At 65.4% G+C, this 18,483-nt stretch carries 19 protein-coding genes; 14 read left to right on the top strand and 5 right to left on the bottom strand.

Annotated features, from left to right (window positions below; translation table 11 throughout):
* Positions 1-14: 14 nt before the first annotated feature.
* Entirely contained in the window at positions 15-1,085 is a 1,071-nt protein-coding gene (locus ACW4TB_RS07440) for an enoyl-CoA hydratase/isomerase family protein (RefSeq protein WP_254465888.1), read from the bottom strand.
* 283 nt (positions 1,086-1,368) lie between these two features.
* Here ACW4TB_RS07440 and mdcA point away from each other — a divergent pair, with 283 nt between their 5' ends.
* From mdcA to madM, 9 genes are read left to right on the top strand one after another with little or no spacing between them, the layout of a single operon-like run.
* On the top strand, positions 1,369-3,030 hold the full coding sequence (mdcA, locus tag ACW4TB_RS07445; protein ID WP_012314733.1) for a malonate decarboxylase subunit alpha: 1,662 nt from the start codon (positions 1,369-1,371) through the stop codon (positions 3,028-3,030).
* The gene (locus ACW4TB_RS07450) at positions 3,030-3,968 is read left to right on the top strand and encodes a triphosphoribosyl-dephospho-CoA synthase (RefSeq protein WP_279931114.1); all 939 of its coding nucleotides are present in this window, start codon (positions 3,030-3,032) and stop codon (positions 3,966-3,968) included. Before mdcA ends, ACW4TB_RS07450 begins: the two co-directional genes overlap by 1 nt.
* A 1-nt stretch (position 3,969) precedes the next feature.
* Positions 3,970-4,269 (top strand): malonate decarboxylase subunit delta, encoded by a 300-nt coding sequence (locus ACW4TB_RS07455; protein ID WP_012314731.1) that lies wholly within the window; start codon positions 3,970-3,972, stop codon positions 4,267-4,269.
* Between the two features lie 10 nt (positions 4,270-4,279).
* The gene (locus ACW4TB_RS07460; RefSeq protein WP_455842948.1) at positions 4,280-5,110 is read left to right on the top strand and encodes a biotin-independent malonate decarboxylase subunit beta; all 831 of its coding nucleotides are present in this window, start codon (positions 4,280-4,282) and stop codon (positions 5,108-5,110) included.
* Positions 5,107-5,898 carry a biotin-independent malonate decarboxylase subunit gamma gene (mdcE, locus tag ACW4TB_RS07465; RefSeq protein WP_012314729.1) on the top strand — a complete coding sequence of 264 codons (792 nt, stop codon included), beginning with the start codon at positions 5,107-5,109 and terminating at the stop codon, positions 5,896-5,898. The genes ACW4TB_RS07460 and mdcE overlap by 4 nt, the downstream gene beginning before the upstream one ends.
* Position 5,899: 1 nt before the next feature.
* A complete protein-coding gene (locus ACW4TB_RS07470) occupies positions 5,900-6,514 on the top strand; it encodes a malonate decarboxylase holo-ACP synthase (RefSeq protein ID WP_279931119.1) in 615 nt (204 codons plus the stop codon).
* Positions 6,511-7,431 carry a malonate decarboxylase subunit epsilon gene (mdcH, locus tag ACW4TB_RS07475; protein ID WP_254465884.1) on the top strand — a complete coding sequence of 307 codons (921 nt, stop codon included), beginning with the start codon at positions 6,511-6,513 and terminating at the stop codon, positions 7,429-7,431. The genes ACW4TB_RS07470 and mdcH overlap by 4 nt, the downstream gene beginning before the upstream one ends.
* A 60-nt stretch (positions 7,432-7,491) precedes the next feature.
* A complete protein-coding gene (gene madL, locus ACW4TB_RS07480; protein WP_254465883.1) occupies positions 7,492-7,893 on the top strand; it encodes a malonate transporter subunit MadL in 402 nt (133 codons plus the stop codon).
* A 5-nt stretch (positions 7,894-7,898) separates the two neighbouring features.
* Positions 7,899-8,663: a malonate transporter subunit MadM gene (gene madM / locus ACW4TB_RS07485; protein WP_012314725.1), complete on the top strand. Its 765-nt coding sequence runs from the start codon at positions 7,899-7,901 to the stop codon at positions 8,661-8,663.
* A 48-nt stretch (positions 8,664-8,711) separates the two neighbouring features.
* Here madM and ACW4TB_RS07490 read toward each other — a convergent pair whose 3' ends face one another.
* Complete coding sequence (locus ACW4TB_RS07490; protein ID WP_012314724.1) at positions 8,712-9,623, bottom strand: LysR family transcriptional regulator; 912 nt, start codon at positions 9,621-9,623, stop codon at positions 8,712-8,714.
* A gap of 123 nt (positions 9,624-9,746) precedes the next feature.
* Between ACW4TB_RS07490 and ACW4TB_RS07495 the strand changes: the two genes are divergently transcribed.
* From ACW4TB_RS07495 to ACW4TB_RS07505, 3 genes are all read left to right on the top strand, one after another.
* Positions 9,747-10,595 (top strand): helix-turn-helix transcriptional regulator, encoded by an 849-nt coding sequence (locus tag ACW4TB_RS07495; protein WP_119687137.1) that lies wholly within the window; start codon positions 9,747-9,749, stop codon positions 10,593-10,595.
* Positions 10,596-10,664: 69 nt separating this feature from the next.
* Positions 10,665-12,155: an aldehyde dehydrogenase gene (locus tag ACW4TB_RS07500; RefSeq protein WP_279931123.1), complete on the top strand. Its 1,491-nt coding sequence runs from the start codon at positions 10,665-10,667 to the stop codon at positions 12,153-12,155.
* Positions 12,156-12,177: 22 nt separating this feature from the next.
* Positions 12,178-13,560, top strand: a complete 1,383-nt coding sequence (locus ACW4TB_RS07505) for an aspartate aminotransferase family protein (RefSeq protein WP_012314721.1) — start codon at positions 12,178-12,180, stop codon at positions 13,558-13,560.
* Positions 13,561-13,676: 116 nt separating this feature from the next.
* Here the strand turns inward: ACW4TB_RS07505 and ACW4TB_RS07510 are convergent, their stop codons facing one another.
* Complete coding sequence (locus ACW4TB_RS07510) at positions 13,677-15,677, bottom strand: peptidase U32 family protein (protein WP_279931125.1); 2,001 nt, start codon at positions 15,675-15,677, stop codon at positions 13,677-13,679.
* Between the two features lie 154 nt (positions 15,678-15,831).
* Positions 15,832-16,191 carry a RidA family protein gene (locus tag ACW4TB_RS07515; RefSeq protein ID WP_012314719.1) on the bottom strand — a complete coding sequence of 120 codons (360 nt, stop codon included), beginning with the start codon at positions 16,189-16,191 and terminating at the stop codon, positions 15,832-15,834.
* A 151-nt stretch (positions 16,192-16,342) separates the two neighbouring features.
* Here ACW4TB_RS07515 and ACW4TB_RS07520 point away from each other — a divergent pair, with 151 nt between their 5' ends.
* Positions 16,343-17,038: a tRNA (adenine(22)-N(1))-methyltransferase gene (locus ACW4TB_RS07520; RefSeq protein ID WP_012314718.1), complete on the top strand. Its 696-nt coding sequence runs from the start codon at positions 16,343-16,345 to the stop codon at positions 17,036-17,038.
* A gap of 1 nt (position 17,039) precedes the next feature.
* Here the strand turns inward: ACW4TB_RS07520 and ACW4TB_RS07525 are convergent, their stop codons facing one another.
* Entirely contained in the window at positions 17,040-17,315 is a 276-nt protein-coding gene (locus ACW4TB_RS07525; protein WP_455842934.1) for a DUF2790 domain-containing protein, read from the bottom strand.
* 131 nt (positions 17,316-17,446) lie between these two features.
* Here ACW4TB_RS07525 and ACW4TB_RS07530 point away from each other — a divergent pair, with 131 nt between their 5' ends.
* Complete coding sequence (locus tag ACW4TB_RS07530; protein ID WP_455842949.1) at positions 17,447-18,373, top strand: LysR family transcriptional regulator; 927 nt, start codon at positions 17,447-17,449, stop codon at positions 18,371-18,373.
* Positions 18,374-18,483: the final 110 nt, after the last annotated feature.

The following is an 18,483-nucleotide window of genomic DNA, read 5'->3' on the forward strand; positions in this document are numbered from 1 at the left end:
GTGTACTCCCCGGCTCACAGGCCTTCGAAGAATTGGTCGACGCGTTGGCGTTGCAGGCCCGCCAGGGTCGGCGGGTTCCAGCGTGGCTGCTTGTCCTTGTCGATGATCAGGGCGCGCACGCCTTCGATGATGTCGCCGTGCTGGAACCACTGGCGGTCAAGGTGCAGCTCCATGGCGAAGCACGCTTCCAGCGGCAGGTGACGGCCGCGGCGCAACATCTCCAGGGTAACCGCCATGGCCAGTGGCGAGCGGCTTTCCAGCTGGTCGGCGGTGGCCAGCGCCCATTGGTGGCTGTCGCCGATGCTGACTGCCCGCAGTTGCTCGATGATTGCTGCCATATCAGGCTGGGCGAAGAAGTGGTCGATGACCGGGCGCAGCTTTTCCAGCGGCGCGTCGTCCAGTACCTGGCTGCCCAGCCTGGCCAGCAGACCCTGCAGGGCCTTGAGCGCATGGGCGCCGAAGTCCAGTTGGTCGAGGCCTTTATCCAGTTCAGCGAGTTTTTCGCTTGGCAGATACCAGTCAGCCAGCCCGCAATAAAGCGCATCGGCCGCCTGGATCTGCGCCCCACTGACGCCCAGATAGGTGCCCAGCTCCCCGGGAATACGCGAGAGGAAGTAGCTACCGCCAACGTCGGGGAAATAGCCGATGCCGACTTCGGGCATCCCCAGCCGGCTGCGCTCGGTGACGATACGCAGGTCGCAGCCCTGGGCCAGGCCCATGCCGCCACCGAGGGTGAAACCGTCCATCAGCACCAGCACAGGTTTGCGGTAGCGGTGGATCGCCAGGTCCAGGGCATATTCCTCGACGAAGAAGTCTTCGTGCAGCGTGTCACCAGCCTTGTAGCTGTCATGCAGCGAGCGGATGTCGCCGCCGGCGCAAAAGCCTTTGGGGCCTTCGCCGCGCAGCACTACCGCCTGTACCTGCGGGTCATCGGCCCAGCGGTCCAGGTGGTGGCGCAGGCTACGCACCATGTCGAGGGTCAGGGCATTGAGGCCACTGGGGCGGTTGAGGGTGAGGTGGCCAATCTGGTTGCGGACCTCGGCCAGAACATGGGCCGTTGTCGAGGTATAAGCGTGCGCGGTCATCGCGTTCTCCCTGCTTTGTTATTGATTTTCCAAGTGAAGTCTGGAGTGCGCTGGAGGATCGGTGGATCCTGTCATGCAAAATTGCCCTGCACAATGGATATATCTGCAGGTGAGGCGTGCGTTTTTGCCATGGCTACGGCTTTGAGTTTTTCAGGGTCGTGCACTGCAGGCAACCCCATTGCAACCATTACCCTGACCGTAACGATCACACCCCCAGCTTGATTGATCACCAAACCCCCGCGTCCTACTGTGCCCCCACGACAGCGAACCCGTGGAGTCACCCATGACCATAACGAAGAATCCACCGCCGCAGTGGTCCAGGCGGCGCGCCGAGAAGCAGCGCCGCCTGGAGCGGGTCCGTCACTTGGCCGACGGTGTGGTGCTGCCGACCGAGCGCATCGTCGAGGCACTGGAGCTGTTAATCGCCCCAGGTGACCGGGTGGTGCTCGAAGGCAACAACCAGAAGCAGGCCGACTTCCTCTCCCGTTCGCTGGCCAAGGCCGACCCCGAGCGCCTGCACGACCTGCACATGATCATGCCCAGCGTCAGCCGCGCCGAGCATCTGGACCTGTTCGAACGGGGTATTGCCCGCAAGCTCGACTTTTCTTTCGCCGGCCCGCAGAGCCTGCGCATCGGCCAGTTGCTGGAAGACGGCCTGCTCGAAGTCGGCGCCATTCACACCTACATCGAGCTGTACTCGCGCCTGCTGGTCGACCTGATCCCCAATGTCACTCTGGTCGCCGGGTTCATGGCTGACCGTGACGGTAATCTGTACACCGGCCCCAGTACCGAGGACACCCCGGCACTGGTGGAGCCGGCAGCCTTCAGCGATGGCTTGGTGATCGCCCAGGTCAACCAGTTGGTCGACCGCGTCGACGACCTGCCGCGCGTGGACATTCCGGCTTCCTGGGTGGACTTCGTGGTGGTCGCTGACCAGCCGTTCTACATCGAGCCACTGTTCACTCGCGACCCACGGCACATCAAACCGGTGCACGTGCTGATGGCGATGATGGCCATCCGCGGCATCTACGAAAAACACAACGTGCAGTCGCTCAACCACGGCATTGGTTTCAACACGGCCGCCATCGAGCTGATCTTGCCGACCTACGGCGAGTCGCTGGGCCTGAAGGGCAAGATCTGCCGCAACTGGACGCTCAACCCGCACCCCACGCTGATCCCGGCCATCGAGACCGGCTGGGTCGAAAGCGTGCACTGCTTTGGCACCGAACTGGGCATGGAGGACTACATCGCGCAACGCCCGGACGTGTTCTTCACCGGCCGCGACGGCTCGCTGCGCTCCAACCGCATGATGTGCCAGCTGGCCGGGCAATACGCGGTCGACCTGTTCATCGGCGCCACCTTGCAGGTCGATGGTGATGGCCATTCCTCGACCGTCACCCGCGGCCGCCTGGCCGGCTTCGGCGGCGCGCCCAACATGGGCCACGACCCCCGCGGCCGGCGCCACGCCACGCCGGCCTGGCTCGACATGACGGTGCCCGAGACCTTGCTCGAACGCGGCCGCAAGCTGGTGGTGCAGATGGTCGAAACCTACCAGGAAGGCGGCAAACCGACCTTCGTCGAAACCCTGGACGCCGTGGAAGTGGCGAAGAAGGCCGGCATGCCGCTGGCACCGGTGATGATCTACGGCGATGACGTCACCCACCTGCTGACCGAAGAGGGTATCGCCTACCTGTACAAGGCCCGCAGCCTGCAAGAGCGCCAGCAGATGATCGCCGCCGTGGCTGGGGTCACCGCCATTGGCTTGCGCCATGACCCCAAGGACACCCTGCGCCTGCGCCAGCAAGGCCTGGTGGCCTTGCCCGAAGACCTTGGCATCCGCCGCACCGATGCCAGCCGTGAACTGCTCGCCGCGCGCAGCATCGCCGACCTGGTGGAGTGGTCCGGTGGCCTGTACAACCCGCCCGCACGGTTCAGGAGCTGGTGATGCAACTATTCGATCTGCAACCGTATGGCCCCCTTCACGGGGCTGCCCGCTCGCTTGAAAACTGCGCAATCCCTGTGGGATCCGGCTTGCCGGCGATCAGGCCGGCACCTGAAACCGCAATTCCCCTTGCCGACCACTTGGCCGACCTGGCGGTGGAAGCCCTGATCGACGAGGCCGACCTGTCACCCAAGCCGGGCCTGGTGGACCGGCGCAGCAGCGGCGCGCACAGCGACATGACGTTGGCCCTTATGCATGCCTCGGCGCTTGCCCTTTGGCCTTGCTTGCGGCAAATGGCCGACGCCGCCCAGGCTCATGGCGAGGTTGGCCTGGCGCTGCGCATCGAGCTGGGCCGTATCGGCCGTGAAGGGGAGGCTGCGATGCTGGCCACCACCGCCGGAGTCAACACCCACCGCGGCGCGATATGGGCCCTTGGCTTGCTGGTGGCCGCCCGGGCCCTGGATGCTCAGGCCGACGCGAGAACCATTGCAGCCCGTGCCGGGCGCATCGCCCTGATCGATGACCCGGCCGCCACCGCCCACGACAGCCATGGCACCCAGGTACGCCGCCGTTACGGCGCCGGAGGTGCCCGCGAACAGGCGCAACAGGGCTTTCCTGCCGTGATCGAACACGGTCTGCCGCAACTGCGCCGCAGCCGCGCCACCGGTGTCAGCGAAAACCACGCACGCCTCGATGCCTTGCTGGCGATCATGGCTGCGCTCAGTGACACCTGCGTGCTCTGGCGCACCGGCCCCGAGGGACTGCAAACCCTACAACAGGGCGCCCGCCATGTACTCGCAGCCGGTGGCAGTGCCACCCTCGACGGCCGCCGCCATCTGCGCCTGCTGGACACCCAACTGCTGCAACTGAACGCCTCACCGGGCGGTGCCGCCGACCTGCTGGCCGCCTGCCTGTTCCTCGACAAAGCCGGGAGCCTGTGACATGGAAACCCTGACCTTTCAATTCCCGGCCGCCGAGCCTGGCCGTGGTCGCACCCTGGTGGGTTGCGTCAGCTCGGGTGACCTGGAAGTCCTGATGGAGCCCGGCACGGCCGGCAGCCTGAACATTCAGGTGGTGACTTCGGTCAACGGCAGCGGCGCACGCTGGGAGCAGCTGTTCCAGCGCCTGTTCCAAGGCCGTACGTGGCCGGCGGTGAACATCGACATCCATGATTTCGGCGCCACGCCTGGCGTGGTACGCCTGCGCCTTGAGCAAGGTTTCGAGGAGATCGCCCATGACTGACACCGAACGCTTGCTGCAAAGCCGCAGCTTCGTCGAACTGGGGGCGCGCCAGCGTGCCCGCACCTTGCTCGACCCGGGCAGTTTTCGCGAGCTGCTAGGCCCGTTCGAGCGCCTGATGTCGCCGTGGTTGCCACGCCAGGGCATCGTGCCCCAGGCCGACGACGGCGTGATCATCGCCAAGGGCTTGCTGGGTGGCCGCAACACGGTCATCGCCGCCATCGAAGGCGCCTTCCAGGGCGGCAGCATGGGCGAAGTGGGCGGGGCCAAGATTGCCGGTGCTCTAGAGCTGGCGATCGAAGACAACCGCAACGGCATCCCGACCTGCGCCGTGCTGCTGCTGGAGACCGGCGGGGTGCGCCTGCAGGAGGCCAACCTGGGCCTGGCGGCGATTGCCGAGATACAGGCAGCCATCGTCGAGCTGCGCCGCCATCAGCCGGTGGTCGGTCTGGTCGCAGGCTCGGTGGGCTGTTTTGGCGGCATGTCCATCGCAGCGGGCCTTTGCAGCCACCTGCTGGTGACCCGCGAGGCGCGCCTGGGCCTCAACGGCCCGCAGGTGATCGAGCAGGAAGCAGGCATCGCCGAATACGACGCTAAGGACCGCCCCTTCATCTGGAGCTTGACCGGTGGCGAGCAACGCCACGCCAGCGGCCTGGTGGATGGTTATGTGGCCGATGACGTCGACAGCATTCGCCAGCAGCTGCTGCAGTTGCTCGACGCACCCAGTGCCAACCGCGCAGGCCGCCACGCCTGGTACCTCGAACGGCTTGCAAGCCTGGGTAACGACTGCCCGCAACTGGATGCCGCCGCCGTGCGCGCCCTTTACCAAGGAGATGCCCCATGAACCGTGCCCTGAACTGGCTGCCTGGCCTGGCCGGCAGCGAAGCACTGCCGGGCTATCCCGCCTCGCTGCGGGTTATCGACGGCGAGCTGGACAATCGCACGGCGCGCTTCATTGCCGTGGTGCCGGATGCGCACAACCCGTTCCCGCGGGCGCGCAACGGTGAAGTCGGCCTGCTCGAGGGCTGGGCCCTGGCCAAGGCGGTGAGCGAAGCGATTGAGCTGGACCGCGATGGCGAGAAACGCGCCATCGTCGCGGTCATTGATGTGCCCAGCCAGGCCTATGGCCGCCGCGAGGAAGCCTTGGGCATCCACCAGGCGCTGGCCGCTGCGGTGCAGGCCTATGCCCAGGCACGCCTGGCCGGGCACCCGGTCATCGGCCTGCTGGTGGGCAAGGCCATGTCCGGTGCGTTCCTGGCCCACGGCTACCAGGCCCAGCGGTTGATTGCACTGGATGACAGCGGGGTGATGGTGCACGCGATGGGCAAGGCAGCGGCGGCGCGAATCACCTTGCGCAGCGTCGAGGAACTGGAAGCCTTGGCCGCTGAGGTTCCGCCGATGGCCTACGACCTGGCCAGCTATGCCTCGCTGGGCCTTTTGTGGCGGCGCTTGAGCGTGGATAGCGCGGATACCCCGAGCGCAAGCGACCTGGCTCAGGTGCGTGCTTGCCTGGCCGAAGCGCTGCGCGATATCGGCAACACGACCGACCTGACGTCACGCTTGGCCGGCGAGCACCGCAGCGCGTCCCGCGAAGTGCGTGCACGCTTGCGCAGCCAGTGGCAGGAGGCCTGAGATGAGCGCGCCGCAGCCACATGACCTGCTCTGGGGGATGACCCCGGCCGCGCTGCCTGTCGATGCCCCTGCCTGGGCCACGCAGGTACTGGCAGCCGGGCAGCCGGTGGTGGTGCGCCGTGCCTGCTGCGCGGCAGGTTGGGTGGCGGTGGGGCTGCGCGGGGAGGGGCGCGCGCAGCGCCTGGGTGTTCAGATGCGCCTGGCGGACATTCGCCGGCAACTGCGCCCCGAAGCCTTGCGCGGGCAGGGCACGAGCCCCTGGGCCGCGCTACAGGCGCTGGCCAGCGTGGCCCCGGTGCTCGACGCCTGCGGGTTGGCCTGGGGGCCGACGGGTGGGGTGGGTTACCAGCTGGCTACAGGGGTTGAGGTGCTGCACGCGGCCAGCGACCTCGACCTGCTGCTACGCACACCGCGGCCCATGAGCCGGGCAAAGGCCCGTGAGTTGCTCGATAGCCTCGACTGCAGCCCTTGCCGTATCGACGTGCAACTGCAAACCCCAGCAGGTGGCATCGCCCTGCGCGAATGGGCCGGGGTGGCGCAGCGGGTGCTGCTCAAGTCGGCGCTTGGCGCACGGTTGGTGGGCGACCCGTGGAACCTGCTGGAGTGCGCAGCGTGAGCAGCCTGTTCGCCTTCCCTGGCCAGGGCGCGCAGCAGGCGGGGATGTTGCATCGCCTGCCCGAAGGCTCGGCAGCGTTGCTGGAAGAGGCCAGTGACACCCTCAATGAACAGGTGCTGGCCCTGGACAGCCAGCAGGCATTGCAATCGACCCGCGCCGTGCAGTTGTGCCTGCTGATGGCCGGGGTGGCCTGGGCGCGCACGTTGTTGCAACACAGCCCGGCGCCCGACTATGTGGCAGGGCTGTCGATCGGCGCCTACCCTGCCGCCGTCACCGCGGGCGCCCTGGCATTTACCGATGCTGTACGCCTTGTGGCCCTGCGTGGTGAGCTCATGCAACGTGCCTACCCCCAAGGCTACGGCATGACCGCCTTGAGTGGCCTGGACCTGGCCAGTGTCGAGCGCTTGCTGGCGCAGGTGGGCGGCGAGGTGTACCTGGCCAACCTCAACAGCGAGAATCAGATCGTCATCGCCGGCAGCGACACGGCCATGGCCGAGGTTGCCGCCAGGGCGCGCAGCCGTGGCCAGGGCGTGGCCAGGCGCCTGGCGGTCAGCGTGCCCTCCCATTGCCGCTTGCTCGACTGCCCGGCGGCCGAGCTGGCCCACGCGTTTGCCAGCGTTAAGATCAACCGCCCGCGCATCACCTACCTCAGTGGCAGCAGCGCGCGGCCGCTGTTCGACCCGCAACGCCTGCGTGACGACCTGGCCGGCAACATGGCCCGGCTCGTCGACTGGCGTGCTACGTTGCGCAACGCCTATGAGCGCGGGGTGCGCCTGCACCTGGAGCTACCGCCCGGCAGCGTGCTGACCGGCCTGGCCCGCCCGGTGTTCGAACAGGGGCGCGTGCTTGCCCTGGAGCAAACCCGACTCGATACAGTGGACGCCCTGCTGCGTCAGGAGGTCAGCCAGCGCCCATAAATGCCGTGTTTTTCGAAGGACAACAACAAGCAACTTCGACCCAACGCGAGGACAACAACAATGATCATCTACGGTGTGGCCTTTCTGGCCCTGTGTACCCTTGTAGGCCTGTTTATCGGCGAACTCCTGGGCAAGCTCCTGGGTGTACCAGCCAACGTCGGCGGTGTCGGCATCGCCATGCTGCTGCTGATCTTCATCGGCAGTTACCTCAACAAGCGTGGCCTGATCAAGGCCAAGTCCGAACAGGGCGTGGAATTCTGGAGCGCCATTTATATCCCCATCGTGGTGGCCATGGCCGCCCAGCAGAATGTGCTGGGCGCGCTGTCCGGGGGGCCGATGGCGATAATGGCCGGCGTCGTGGCGGTGGTCGCAAGCTTTGCCATGGTGCCGCTGCTGGACCGCATCGGGCAAAAGAAGCCTGAGGCGGGCACCGACAACCCCCTGACTGCTTCGCAACGGTGACCGCCATGTACGAATCCATGATGAAAGTGATCAACGGTTATGGCCTGGTCAGTGGTTTCGCGGTGATCGGCGTGACCATGTGGCTGTCCTACTGGTTCTCCGACAAGCTGACCCGCGGGCGTTTGCACGGCTCTGCCATCGCCATTTTCCTGGGCCTGGCATTGTCTTACGTCGGCGGGGTGATGACGGGCGGGCAGAAAGGGCTGGTGGACATTCCGCTGCTGTCGGGCATCGGCCTGCTGGGCGGGGCCATGTTGCGGGACTTCGCCATCGTCGCCACGGCCTTTGGCGTCAACATCGAAGAACTCAAGCGCGCCGGGGTGTCCGGGGTGATATCACTGTTCTTCGGCATCGGCACTTCGTTCGTCGCAGGGGTAGGGGTGGCCATGGCCTTTGGTTACACCGATGCGGTCAGCCTGACCACCATCGGCGCCGGGGCAGTGACCTATATCGTAGGGCCGGTGACGGGCGCTGCGATTGGCGCAAGCTCCGAGGTGATGGCGCTGTCGATTGCCGCCGGGCTGGTCAAAGCGATCCTGGTCATGGTGGTGACGCCGTTCGTGGCACCGATGATCGGTTTGAACAACCCGCGCACTGCGGTGATCTTCGGTGGCTTGATGGGCACCTCCAGCGGTGTGGCCGGTGGGCTGGCGGCGACTGACCCCAAGCTGGTGCCCTATGGCTGCCTGACCGCAGCGTTCTACACCGCCTTGGGCTGCCTGCTGGGGCCTTCGCTGCTGTACTTCTGCATGCGTGGCCTGGTGGCGTAGGCCGGCCTTGTCGCGGTGGTTCTGGCGAACCGCCGCGGTGTGCGCCGCTCAGTTTTCCCGGCTGTACATTCGGCATTCCGCCAGCAGCGCCAGCAGGTTGGGCTCGCGCTCCCGGGCCTTGAGGAACACCACGCCAATATGCTGCTGCAGCCGGTAACGCGGTTGCAGCGCAATCAGCTTCACACGGTTTTCGTACACCGCGGCAATGCGCCCCGGCAACAGTGCAAAGCCCACCCCCGAACTGACCATGCTGAGCAGGGTGAAGATATCGTTCACCTGCATTGCCACCTTCGGCTCGAACCCGGCCTGCTGGAACACCCGTGCGCCATCGCGGTGGGTGGCAAAGCCCTGGGTCAGGGTGATGAAGGTGGACTCGGCCAAGTCCGCCAGGTCCACCTCCTGCTGCTCGGCAAACGGCGAATCGGTGGGCACGGCGAGGTAGATATCGTCGGAGAACAGCGGCAACTGCTCGCAGGCAGGGTCGGCCACGCTTTCATCCAGCGACACCAGCACCGCCTCCAGTTCATGGTTCTTCAGCCGCTGCAGCAGGTCGACATTCGAGCCCAGGGTCAGGTCGATATTCAGCTCGCTGCGCCGCAGCTTCAGGCCCATCACCAGTTTGGGCACGGTCTTCACGGTCAGCGAATAAAGGGCCCCGAGGCGGAAGCGTTCGGCGTAGAAACCGGCGGCCTCGCGGGTCTGGCGCACCATCTGCTCAGCGTCCTGGATCAACTGGCGGGCTTTCTTTTCCAGCACATAGGCGCTTTCCAGCGGAATCAGCTGACGGCCTTCGTGCTTGAACAGCGGGCAGCGCAGGGCGCTTTCCAGCGAATGAATGGCCCGGTGCACGCTGACCGCGCTGGTGGACAACTCGGCGGCAGCGCGGCCGAGGTTGCCGCTGCGCATGAAGGCGAGGAAGGTCTCGAGTTTTTTCAGGGTCAGTTCTTCGTCGATCAGCATGTTCAGGCCCTGAAATGAAAGAGCTGCAGAGCATGCCACAACCTCACCCCGAAGGGTGATGGCCGCCCCCGGCATCCCATGCAAGAATCCCAACCATGACCACCCCGGCATGGGACAACGACAATGAGCAAAGACCGGCTGAAATCGCCCGACTGGTACGCGCAGATGGCCCGTGTCATCGACGCCCAAGGCACGCCGGGCTTCGTCGAGGCGCTGTTCGCCGCGCTCAAGTTGCTTGCGCCGTGCCAAGCCATCACGGTGTTTCTTTACCCACGCAAGGGCCTGCCCTCGGCGTTGTTCGTCAAGGACGAAGAGGGGCCATGGCTGCCGGAAGGCAACGTGCAGCGCTACCTGGAAGGCTATTACCTGCTGTGCCCGTTCTACCGTGCCTGCATGGACGGTGTGGCGGCCGGCTGCTTTCGCCTGAGCGACGTTGCCCCCGACCATTTCAAGCGCAGCGAGTACTACCTGTCGTTCTACCAGCATGCACATCTTGAGGACGAACTGAACTTCATCGTCCCTCTGGATGAACACCTGACCATCGCCGTTGCCTTGGCCAGTACCCGCCGCCTGGACCGTCAGCAGGTCAGCGACCTCAAATGTGTGGCGCCCTGGGTGGTGGCCGTGGTGCGGCGCCAGTGGAGCCACCTGGATGTCGACGCCGTGGGCGGGCGCTTCGAAAGTGCTCTGGGCCGGCAGATCAACGCCGCGCTGAACAACTTTGGCTCCTCACTGCTCACCGAGCGCGAATGCCGCATCGCCCAGTACCTGCTGCGCGGCCACTCCACGCGCTCGCTGGCCGAGCGCCTGGGCATCAGTGAAGACACGGTCAAGACCCACCGCAAGAACCTCTACACCAAGCTCGACATCGCCAAGCAGTCCGAGCTGTTCTCGCTGTTCATCGATTCGCTGGCCCAGGCCCAGGAAGGCTTGAGCAAGGACCCGCTGGAAAGTTACCTGCGAAGGCGCTGACGGCGCCACGGCCACTCACACCTACAACAACTGCGACCGGCCGCCCGCGCGGCCGCAAGGGAGACCTGCGTGCATACGAAAAGCGATTGGCAGCAGCGCGCTGCAAGGCAAAGCTTCATCACCACGGCGCTGATCGACGGCCGCCCGTTGGCGGCCCAGTCAGGGGTGACCTTTGATGCCATCAACCCGGCCAACCGGCAGTTGCTGGCGCAGGTCGCCGCTTGCGGCGATACCGAAATCGACCAGGCTGTGCGTTCGGCACGTCGCGCCTTCGAGCAAGGCCTCTGGGCGCGCATGGCACCTGCGGCACGCAAGTGCGTGTTGCTACGCCTGGCCGAACTGATGATGGCCCACCGCGAGGAGCTGGCGCTGCTCGACTCGCTGAACATGGGCAAGCCGGTGATGGACGCCTACACCATCGATGTGCCCGGCGCGGCCAACGTATTTGCCTGGTACGGCGAGGCGCTGGACAAGGTCTACGACCAGGTCGCACCAACCGCAGGCAACGCCCTGGCCACGGTCACCCGGGAAGCGTTGGGTGTGGTCGGCGCCGTGGTGCCTTGGAATTTCCCACTGGACATGGCTGCCTGGAAGGTCGCCCCGGCGCTGGCCGCCGGCAACAGCGTGGTGCTCAAACCCGCCGAGCAGTCGCCGTTCTCGGCCCTGCGCCTGGCCGAACTGGCGCTTGAGGCAGGTGTGCCCGAAGGTGTCCTGAACGTGGTGCCGGGCCTGGGTGAAAGCGCTGGCCGTGCCCTTGGTCTGCACCCGGATGTGGATTGCCTGGTGTTCACCGGCTCCACCCAGGTGGGCAAGCACTTCATGCAGTACTCGGCGCAATCCAACCTCAAGCAGGTGTGGCTGGAGTGTGGCGGCAAGAGCCCGAACCTGGTGTTCGACGACTGCCAGGACCTGGACCTTGCAGCAGAGAAAGCGGCCTTCGGCATCTTCTTCAACCAGGGCGAAGTGTGCTCTGCCAATTCGCGCTTGTATGTGCAGCGCTCGGTCCACGACGAATTCGTCGAGCGCCTGCTGGCCAAGGCCCGCCAGTGGCTGCCCGGTGATCCCCTGGACCCGGCCAGCCGCGCCGGCGCCATCGTCGACGACGCCCAGAGCGCACGTGTCATGGCTGCCATCGAGCAGGCCCAGGGCGACGGCGCCCGCCTGTTGTGCGGCGGCCAGCGGCTGAGCTTCAACGGCTCGAACAACTTTATCGCGCCAACGGTGTTCGCCGACGTGCGCCCGGATTCGGCCCTGGCCCGCGAGGAAGTGTTCGGCCCGGTGCTGGCGATCACTGCCTTTGACGACGAAGCGCAGGCCGTACGCCTGGCCAACGACAGCGTTTATGGCCTGGCCGCTTCGCTGTGGAGCGACGACCTCAACCGCGCCCACCGGGTGGCCCGGCAGTTGAAGGCGGGCACCGTCTCGGTCAACACGGTCGATGCCCTTGATGTGGCGGTGCCCTTTGGCGGCGGCCGCCAGTCGGGCTTTGGCCGCGACCTGTCGCTGCACGCCTTCGACAAGTACACCCAGCTCAAGACAACCTGGTTCCAGCTGCGCTGACCCTCACTCACGGAGAACAACAATGAACGCCCCCTTCCAGCCGCAACGCGACACCCGCGACTACCAGGCCAGCGACGCGGCCCACCACATCCACGCTTTCCTTGACCAGAAGGCGCTCAACGCCGAAGGCCCACGGGTGATCACCCGCGGCGAACGACTGTATCTGTGGGACAACGACGGCAGGCGCTACCTGGACGGCATGTCCGGCCTGTGGTGCACCCAGCTGGGTTACGGGCGCAAGGACCTGACCGCCGCCGCCGCCGCGCAGATGGACCAGCTGGCGTACTACAACATGTTCTTCCACACCACCCACCCGGCGGTGATCGAGCTGTCCGAACTGCTATTCAGCTTGCTGCCCGGGCACTACAGCCACGCGATCTACACCAACTCCGGCTCCGAGGCCAACGAGGTGTTGATCCGCACCGTGCGCCGTTACTGGCAGGTGGTCGGCCAGCCGAACAAGAAGGTCATGATCGGCCGCTGGAACGGCTACCACGGCTCGACCCTGGCCGCCACAGCGCTAGGGGGCATGAAGTTCATGCACGAGATGGGCGGGCTGATTCCGGACGTGGCACACATCGATGAGCCGTACTGGTACGCCGAGGGTGGCGAGCTGACGCCGGCCGAGTTCGGCCGCCGCTGCGCCTTGCAGCTGGAAGAGAAAATCCTCGAGCTGGGCGCAGAGAATGTCGCAGGCTTTGTGGCCGAGCCGTTCCAGGGCGCGGGCGGCATGATCTTCCCGCCGGAAAGCTATTGGCCGGAAATCCAGCGCATCTGCCGCCAGTACGATGTGCTGTTGTGCGCCGACGAGGTGATCGGTGGCTTTGGCCGTACCGGTGAATGGTTCGCCCACGAGTACTTCGGCTTTGAGCCTGACACCCTGTCCATCGCCAAAGGCCTGACGTCGGGTTATGTACCCATGGGTGGCCTGGTGCTGAGCAAGCGCATCGCCGAGGCGCTGGTGGAGCGTGGCGGGGTGTTCGCCCACGGCCTGACGTATTCCGGGCACCCGGTAGCGGCCGCAGTGGCCATCGCCAACCTCAAGGCGCTGCGCGACGAAGGCATCGTGCGCCAGGTCAAGGACGATACCGGCCCGTATCTGCAGCGTATCCTGCGTGAGGTATTTGCCAACCACCCGTTGATTGGCCAGGTGCAAGGCGCGGGGCTGGTGGCGGCGTTGCAGTTCGCCGAGGACAAGGGCAGCCGCAAGCGTTACGCCAACGAGAACGACCTGGCCTGGCAGTGCCGCACGTACGGCTTCGAGGAAGGTGTGATCATTCGTTCCACGCTGGGGCGGATGATCATGGCGCCGGCGCTGGTGGCCACGCATGGCGAGCTCGATGAGCTGGTGGACAAGACGCGCATTGCCGTGGACCGGACGGCGCGGGGGCTGGGGATTTTGTGATGGTGTAAAGGCGGCCGCTGCCCAGGTCTCGCGGTTGTTGTAGGAGCGGCCTTGCCGGGGCGCCGGACCGGTCGGAAAGGGCCGCTCCTACAGGCCGGCACAGGGGCGTGTCACGCTCAGTGCGGTGCCCGCGGGATGGTCTTGAGCAGGTCTTCCGGGCTGATGTGCCCGACCACCTGCGCCACCGCACTGCCGGGTGTCGGCAGGTCGATGATGTGGCTCTTCATCTTGCCGACCACGTGCATTTCGCAAGGCTTGCAGTCGAACTTCAGGGTCAGCACTTCATCGCCCTGGATCAGCTGCATCGGCGCCACCTTGGTGCGCACGCCGGTCACACCCTTGGCCTGTTTGGGGCACAGGTTGAACGAGAAACGCAGGCAGTGCTTGGTGATCATCACCGGCACTTCGCCGTGCTCCTCGTGCGCTTCGTACGCCGCATCGATCAATTGCACGCCGTGGCGGTGGTAGAAGTCGCGGGCCTTCTGGTTGTAGACGTTGGCCAGGAACGACAGGTGCGACTCCGGGTATACCGGCGGCGGCGTGGTCTCGGCCTTGCGCCCGCCACGCGGGTGGGCCTTGATGCGTGCCTCGGTCAGCGCCTCGATGGCTTCGCGGCGCAGGGCCTTGAGCTGCGAGTTGGGGATGAAGTACGCCTGCGGTGCGTCCAGCACGATGGCATTGGCGTGGTACATCGTGGTACCCAGCTGGCCGAGCAGATCGTGCAACTGGTCCAGGGCCTGCTGCGGCTTGTTGGCTGCGCCGAACGGGCCATCCAGGGCGACCTGCACGCTGACGCCTTCCTCACTGCAGACGCTGAGCATCAGGCGCTGCTCGGTGAGCACGGCGTGCCACTCCACACCTACACGGCGCTCGGCCGAGGTGCGCTGCAGGGCCTGCTGCCAGTTATGGTCCAGGTTGCGCGACAGCGGGTGGTTGGGCCGCAGCTTGTGCAGGCCCTCGGGCATCTCGTTGGGTTCGACCCGGTAGCGGTAGCGCTTGTGGCCGTCTTCTTCGAACTCGCCGCGCGGCTCGGCGATGTTGGCCCGGAAGCCCACCACGTCACGCTTGACCAGCACGTTGAGGCCGTCGCCGTTGGTCAGCGGCACTTCGGTGACCACCTGCAGGTCACGCTTGCCGACTTTTTCCACCACACCTACCGGCAGGCCGGTGAAGGTTGGTGAGTCGAACGCGCCGATGTCCACCTTGCGGTCGGTGACGAAGTAGTCGGTGCTGCCGCGGTGGAAGGTCTTGTCAGGGTCGGGCACGAAGAAGTGCTCGGTGCGGCCGCTGGAGGCGCGGGCCAGGGCCGGGCGGTCTTCGAGAATGGCGTCGAGTTCTTTGCGGTAGTGGGCGGTGATGTTCTTCACATAGCCCATGTCCTTGTAGCGGCCTTCGATCTTGAACGAGCGCACGCCGGCATCGACCAGGTCGCGCAGGTTGGCGGTCTGGTTGTTGTCCTTCATCGACAGCAGGTGCTTCTCGAACGCCACCACACGGCCCTGGTCGTCCTTGAGGGTGTACGGCAGGCGGCAGGCCTGCGAGCAGTCGCCACGGTTGGCGCTGCGGCCGGTCTGGGCGTGGGAAATGTTGCACTGGCCGGAGAAGGCCACGCACAGTGCACCGTGGATGAAGAACTCGATGGCCGCGTCGGTTTCGGCGGCGATGGCGCGGATCTGCTGCAGGTTCAGTTCACGGGCCAGTACCAGCTGGGAGAAGCCGGCCTGGTCGAGGAACTTGGCCCGTTCCAGGGTACGGATGTCGGTCTGGGTGCTGGCATGCAGCTCGATCGGCGGGATGTCCAGTTCCATCACCCCCAGGTCCTGCACGATCAGCGCATCGACGCCAGCGTCGTACAGCTGATGGATAAGCTTGCGCGCTGGTTCCAGCTCGTTGTCGTGCAGGATGGTGTTGATGGTGGTGAACACGCGGGCGTGATAGCGCCGGGCGAACTCTACCAGCTCGGCGATTTCGCCCACTTCGTTGCAGGCGTTGTGGCGGGCGCCAAAGCTCGGGCCACCGATGTAGATGGCGTCAGCGCCGTGCAGGATCGCTTCACGGGCGATGGCCACGTCACGGGCAGGGCTGAGCAGTTCCAGGTGATTCTTTGGAAGGGACATGTCGTTATAGGTTCGGGCTGTCACAGTAGGGCGGCATTGTAGCGGGGAAATGGGCGGGTGGCATGCTTTGGCTGCCCAGAGGTGTTTTGCCGGTACTGCGTCCTGCTTGGGTTGGGGCCGCTTTGCAGCCCCTGGCGGTGAGGCAACCGCTATGTCAGCCCTTGGCCGCCATCGCGGTCACTTCGACACGCATTTGCGGGTACGCCAGCGCCGCCACGCCCACGGCAGCACGCACCGGCCACGGCTTGCTGAAGAAACGCTGGTACACCTCGTTGAAGGCGGCGCGGTCGGCCATGTCAGTGAGGTAGATGGTCAGGTGCATGACCCGGTCCATGCCGCTGCCGGCCTTTTCCAAGGCCTCTTTCAGTGCCTGCAGGGTGCTTTCGCTCTGCTGCACGATATCGCCGTCCAGATCGGCTGGAATCTGGGTGGTCACCAGCACGCCGTTGAACTCGGCGACGTCGGAAGAAATGGACTCGGCATCGGAATCCGGGGTGAAGATGATGTTGGCCATAAAGTGTTTTGCCTTGCGACGGAAGGAAAGCCGCAAGCCTACGCGAGCATGGCGCAGGGGTCGAGCCACCGGGCACCGCTTGGCCCGCACGCATTGTAATAGCGCGCCCCGGCGGTCAGAATCGCGCCGATTGTTGAGCAAGGGGCTTGAGTTGAACGAACAGACATTGTCGATGCGCCTGGAGCGTGTGGCGGCGCATGTACCGCAGGGCGCGCGCCTGGCCGATATCGGCTCGGACCACGGCTACCTGCCGGTGGCGCTGGCGCTGCGTGGCGCGATCGAAGCAGGTGTGGCCGGCGAAGTGGCGCAAACGCCGTATGCTTCGGCCCAGCGCAATGTGCGCCGCAACGGCCTGCAGGAACGCATCACCATCCGCCTGGCCGATGGCCTGGAGGCGATCCAGGCGCAAGACCGCATCTCGGCGGTGAGTATCTGCGGCATGGGCGGCGACACCATGTGCGAAATCCTGGAGCGGGGCAAGGCGCGCCTGAGCGGCAGCGAGCGCCTGATCCTGCAGCCCAATGGGGGGGAGGGTGAGCTACGGGCCTGGCTGATGGCCAACAGCTACCGGATTGTCTGCGAAGAGGTGTTGCGCGAGAACCGTTTCGACTACGAGATCATCGTTGCCGAGCCGGGCGAGGCGGTCGTCTATAGCGCCGAAGAGCTGTATTTTGGCCCGGTGCTGATGCGGGAGAAAAGCCCGGCGTTTGTCACCAAGTGGCAGCGCATGCTGCGTCAGAAGCAGCAGACCCTGGCCAACTTCGAACGTGCCCGGGATGCGATCGCGCCACACAAACTGCAGGACTTTGCCAGGCAGGTTGGCTGGATCACCCAGGTGCTGGCCTGAATCACTGCTGCGAGCAGTTACCCATTTCCCGGTAGTTGACCTCGTGGGTCTGGCCTTGGTGGTCGATGTAAACCATGTGCGCAGTGCCCACCTGGCAATCGGCAATGTTGCTGGCCGGGGAGATCGACACCACTTTTGCTACATCCAGCGGCATGCCGTATTCGTAGTTGGTGCTGTCGTTGGCGGCCGGCTGGGCGGCGCCTGGGGCGGCCACGGCGCCGAACGAGGCGAAGGTGGCAGAGAGCGCAAGCAGCGCGATCGAGCGTTTGATGTTCATGGCAGGCTCCTTTCTTCAATGTTTTACCAATGATGTATTGTTTGGCTGTGCACAATAAATGGGCTAAGTCGTGATAGATTCCTGCCTGGAACGTACGAATAAGAACGAACAAGGAGCTGAGCCCCGTGGACATGCTGCACGCCATGCGTACCTTCACCCGGGTAGTGGAGTGCGGCAGCTTCGCCGCGGCTGCCAATGCCCTGGACATTTCTGCCGCGCAGGTGTCGCGGATCGTCGCCGAGCTAGAGAACCAGCTGCAGACGCGCCTGCTGCACCGCACCACCCGGCGCTTGCGCATGAGCGAGGCCGGCGAGCGGTTTCTGGAGCGCTCGCGGCAGATCCTGCTGTTGACCGAAGAGGCGGTGGGCGAGGCGCGCGGCGCGCACCTGACCCCCCGCGGCCGGCTACGGCTGCATTGCCCGCACGGCCTTGGCCTGTTGCTGATGCCGCTGGTGGCCGGCTACAACGCACTATGCCCGGAGGTGGTGGTGGAGCTGACCCTGTCCCAGCGCAACCCCGACCCGCTGGCCGAAGGGCACGATGTGGTGATCACCGTGGACGAAGCCTTGCCCGACTCGCAATTGATCGCTGTGCCGCTGGGCACCATCTTCAGCATCCCCTGCGCCGCGCCCAGTTACCTGGAGGTCCATGGCGTGCCCGAGCGGCCTGAAGACCTGCATGAGCATCGCTGCCTGCGCATGGCGTACCCGATGTATGAGGGCGACTGGGTGTTCCCGCAGGGGCTGGACCATTGCGTGATCGCGCCCCGCGACAGCTTCCTGACCAACGTTGCCGACGCGATGCTGGTGGCCAGTGAACTGGGCATGGGCATCGGGCTGTTGCCGTTCTATACGGCCAGCCAGGCGATCGAGCAGGGGCGCTTGCGGCGTTTGCTGGCGCCTTACCGTCTGCGTGAGTGTGCGCTGTATGCCATGTACCCGTCGCGGCACTATCTGGATGCCAAGGTGCGGACCTGGATCGACTATCTCAAGGAGCAGCTGCCGGCGCTATTTGCAGGGCATGAACAGATTGTCGATGACACGCAGTACTGGCGGTGAATGAGATCAGGTCCTGTGGCGGGCGACCCATATTGGCGCGGGTGGCAATTTCTGCCCGTCATTGGTGCGAAGATGGCGTACCGAGGGCATGGCTACCTGCCTAATCATTA

Source organism: Lelliottia jeotgali (assembly GCF_977070485.1).